The sequence below is a fragment of the Streptomyces sp. AC627_RSS907 genome (assembly GCF_019049165.1).
Genome location: NZ_JAGMUE010001268.1, coordinates 1 through 617 on the forward strand (window position 1 = coordinate 1; position 617 = coordinate 617).

Annotated in this window: 1 protein-coding gene; it reads right to left on the minus strand. The window is 67.1% G+C overall.

Annotation, left to right across the window (positions count from 1 at the left end; all coding sequences use genetic code 11):
* Positions 1-510, minus strand: a 510-nt coding sequence (locus KUM32_RS41420) for a PHP domain-containing protein (protein WP_254406799.1), incomplete at its 3' end; no start/stop codon positions are given.
* Positions 511-617 lie beyond the last annotated feature (107 nt).

Below are 617 nucleotides of genomic sequence, written 5' to 3' on the forward strand. Positions count from 1 at the left end.
GTGTCGGCCGGGCGGTGAGAAGACGGTGCAGTGTTCGGCACCGGGGATGTACCACTCAAGGCCCTGGAAGATCAGCATGCGCCTGTTCTCGGCACGGGCCCGCAGGATCTCGCGGTGCTCGCGCGCGGCACCGAACGCGGCGTGGCCGATGTTGCTGTGCTCGGTGAAGACCATCCAGTCAAGGCCGAACTTCCGCCCCGCCGAGGCTATTTGGGAGAACGTGTACTTGGCGTCGTGACTGTAGACGGTGTGGTTGTGGTGGTCCCCGACCAGGTAGACCAGGTCGGGGGCGTGGCCGTGCCCGCCGTGACCGTGGCCGTGATGACCGTGTCCCCCGCCCTGCCCGCGCCCGTGTCCGTCGGCCAGCGCGGGAAGGGGCAGGGAAGCGGCGGCGAACCCCGCTCCGAACAGGCCGGCGCGACGCATCAACCCTCGACGGCTGAGCCCCTGCGGGTCGAGCGATTCCGAGGGCACCTGGGGGTCGGCCCATTCGGGCACAGGGTGGGTCATGACGTGCGGATCTCCATCGCCTAGGAAAATTTCGTGTAAGAGGAGGATTTCTGCGTCACGAAACGACCGGGTGAATCAGGGGCGAATTCCACGGATTCCCCGTGTGG